The 3,074-nt window shown below is 72.8% G+C and carries 2 protein-coding genes and 1 pseudogene; all 3 read right to left on the bottom strand.

Annotated features, from left to right (window positions below; genetic code table 11):
* Nucleotides 1–214, bottom strand: a pseudogene (locus tag RIF68_RS32600) (serine/threonine protein phosphatase); the annotation flags it as partial.
* 377 nt (nucleotides 215–591) lie between these two features.
* Nucleotides 592–1,257, bottom strand: coding sequence for a DUF402 domain-containing protein (locus RIF68_RS32595; protein WP_309054953.1), 666 nt, complete (start codon nucleotides 1,255–1,257; stop codon nucleotides 592–594).
* Nucleotides 1,258–1,353: 96 nt separating this feature from the next.
* Nucleotides 1,354–2,754, bottom strand: a complete 1,401-nt coding sequence (locus RIF68_RS32590) for a class II fumarate hydratase (protein WP_309054951.1) — start codon at nucleotides 2,752–2,754, stop codon at nucleotides 1,354–1,356.
* Between the last annotated feature and the right edge of the window lie 320 nt (nucleotides 2,755–3,074).

Below are 3,074 nucleotides of genomic sequence, written 5' to 3'. Positions count from 1 at the left end.
CCGCGTCGGCCGGGTGCGGCGCGCCGGCGCGCGCCGCGCCGTCGCCCGCCTGGGCCGGCAGGCCCGGCGTCACGGCCTCGCCGGACCGGGCCGGCTGCGCGGCCGGTTCGGCGGGCAGGGCGGCGGCCGCGGCCTCCTGGCGGGGGCGCGCGCGTTCCTGCGACCGGGCAGTCGGCGGCTGCCTGCCTTCGTGGGAGGTGGGATGCTCCGTCACGCGTGGGATTCCGTCCGTCCGGGCCGGTGGTGCGATGCACTCGCTCTTGTCGCCGATGCCGCACCGCGGACGGGGCTAAACCCCTCGTACGCAGCGGATGCGGACACTCCGCGCGTGTCGGCGACGGCAGGGGTGGGAACACCCGGGCACACGTCCGGCACTGTTCTCCCCTCATGGGCGACTGGTGGTCAGGTCCTGCGCTGTGCTCGGCCGCCGGCGGTCCGCCGGGCCCGTCCCGGCGGGGCTGCCGGGACCCTGCCCGCCGTACCGCCCGGGCGGCCTGACGTGCTGTCGGATCGGTCTGACGTGCTGTTCGTTCGGTCTCGGCCTTGCGGAGGACGATCCTACGTTTGAACCCCGGGGGCGCATCAAGGGTCTCACGGTGCCGTGTGCGCCGGAGTGCGGTCCCAGTCCGCCGGCAGCTCGGGAACCGGCCATTCCGGATCCGGCCGCCAGTGCTCCCAGCCGTCGGCGAACGGCGCGCCCCAGGCCTGGATCCGCTCGACCGCCCGCCGCCCCGCCTCCCGTACCCGCTCGGCCTGCGCCGGGGTCATCAGGCCGGCCCGCTGGGCCTGGGCGAACTCGTCCTCGTCGCGCCACAGCCAGCTGCGGTCGGGATAGACGGAGATGTCGAGGAAGTGGTCCTCGGAGTCGACGCCGCCGGACCAGCGGGTCCGGGGCTCCTCCAGGTTCACGTACCAGCTGCGGAAGCGCCAGCCGCGCTCCCAGAACAGCCAGACCGACCACGGATCCCCGGGCCTGGCCAGCTTCAGCACCCCGCTGCCGAACCATTGCGCGCGCTCCGTGGTGCGCGGTGCGGTGTAGCGGGTGGCGAGCGGCTCCTCGTGCACGGGCGTGCCGTCGGCGAGCACGGGCCGTACGCACTCGGTGCCCGGCGCCATCCACACCGCGAGCAGCTCCGGGGTGTCCTGGACGACGGTCACGGGACGGCAGATGTGCACGTCGCCGGTGCCGTTGCCGCGGTAGCGCCAGAGAATGTGCTCCCCCGGCGCCCAGTGCTGAGGGCCGCCCGATCCTGTCATGCGCAGATCTTAGGGCGTGTCCCGCCGGAAGCGCCGGGCCCGGCACGACCGGCGGGACACCCCGTGGCGTACTCCCGCCACCTCCGCCGTACGGGGTCAGGGGCGGGTCATGCGCAGGACGTCCAGCGCCTCGTCGAGCTGTTCCACCGTGAGGTCGCCCCGCTCCACGTAGCCCGACTCCAGCACCACCTCGCGGATGGTCTTCCGCTCGGCGAGGGACTTCTTGGCGACCTTGGCGGCCTCCTCGTAGCCGATGTACTTGTTCAGCGGGGTCACGACGGACGGGGAGGACTCGGCGTACTCGCGCGCCCGCTCCACGTTGGCGGTGATGCCGTCGACCGTGCGGTCGGCGAGCAGCCGGGAGGCGTTGGCGAGCAGCCGCACCGACTCCAGGAGGTTCTTCGCCATGACCGGGAGCATCACGTTGAGCTCGAAGTTCCCGGCGGCGCCCGCCACCGCGACCGTGGTGTCGTTTCCGGTCACCTGCGCGGCGACCATCAGGACCGCCTCCGGAATGACCGGGTTGACCTTGCCCGGCATGATCGAGGAACCCGGCTGGAGGTCGGGCAGGTTGATCTCGGCGAGGCCGGTGCGCGGGCCGCTGGCCATCCACCGCAGATCGTTGGCGATCTTGGTGAGCGAGACCGCGATGGTCCTGAGCTGCCCGGAGGTCTCCACCAGTCCGTCGCGGGCGCCCTGCGCCTCGAAGTGGTCGCGGGCCTCGGTCAGCGGAAGCCCGGTCGCCCGCGCCACCTCCGCGATGACGGCCGCGGAGAAGCCGGCCGGGGTGTTGATGCCGGTGCCCACCGCCGTGCCCCCGAGGGGCAGTTCGGCGAGGCGGGGGAGCGCGGCGCGCAGCCGCTCGATCCCGTACCTGACCTGGGCCGCGTAACCACCGAACTCCTGGCCGAGGGTGACGGGCGTGGCGTCCATGAGGTGCGTACGGCCGGACTTCACGACCGTCGCGAATTCGGCCGATTTTCGCTCCAGGGAATCGGCCAGGTGTTCCAGGGCCGGGACCAGGTCCCGGGTGACGGCGGCGGTGGCCGCGATGTGGATGGAGGAGGGGAAGACGTCGTTGGACGACTGCGAGGCGTTCACGTGGTCGTTGGGGTGGACCTCGCGCCCCTCGGGCAGCCGCTCGGTGGCGAGCGTGGCGATCACCTCGTTGGTGTTCATGTTGGACGAGGTGCCGGAACCGGTCTGGAACACGTCGACGGGGAAGTGCTCGTCCCAGCGTCCCTCCGCGACCTCCCCGGCCGCCTCGGCGATCGCCTCCGCCCGGTCCTTGTCGATCACGCCGAGCTCGGCGTTCACCTTGGCCGCGGCGGCCTTGATCCGGGCCAGGGCCTCGATGTGGGCGCGCTCCAGGCGCTGGCCGGAGACCGGGAAGTTCTCCACCGCCCGCTGGGTCTGCGCTCGCCACTTGGCGTGCGCGGGCACGCGGACCTCGCCCATGGAGTCGTGCTCGATCCGGTATCCGTCAGTGTCGTTCATGTCCTCAACCTCCTGGACCGTGCTCGTCGGGCGGCCGCTGAGTCCCCCCGAACCCCCCGGAAAAGATGAGCACTTGTCTTGTTCGATGTATTCCCCTCGTGCGTACCCGCCAGTAAAAACCGTGGGTAACCCCACTTCCAGGAGGCGCAATGACGCGCACCAGGTTCAGACTCCGCCGGCCCATCGCGGCCGCCGTCGCGGCCGCGGCCGCCGCCACGCTCGCCGCGACGACCGCCGCACCCGCCGGAGCCGCCGGGACGGCGGCCACCGTGACGGCCGGCCAGGTCTCGCGGACCGCCGTACCCCTCCCGCCCGAGCTG

It is taken from the genome of Streptomyces sp. (assembly GCF_031178505.1).
In the GTDB taxonomy this organism is placed as follows: domain Bacteria; phylum Actinomycetota; class Actinomycetes; order Streptomycetales; family Streptomycetaceae; genus Streptomyces; species Streptomyces gulbargensis.
This window is presented reverse-complemented; position numbering and strand designations above follow the sequence as displayed.

Bases quoted from the DNA above. Each gene is read 5' to 3' on its own strand.
- RIF68_RS32595 (WP_309054953.1), bottom strand. From the start codon at position 1,257: ATGACAGGATCGGGCGGCCCTCAGCACTGGGCGCCGGGGGAGCACATT.
- RIF68_RS32590 (WP_309054951.1), bottom strand. From the start codon at position 2,754: ATGAACGACACTGACGGATACCGGATCGAGCACGACTCCATGGGCGAG.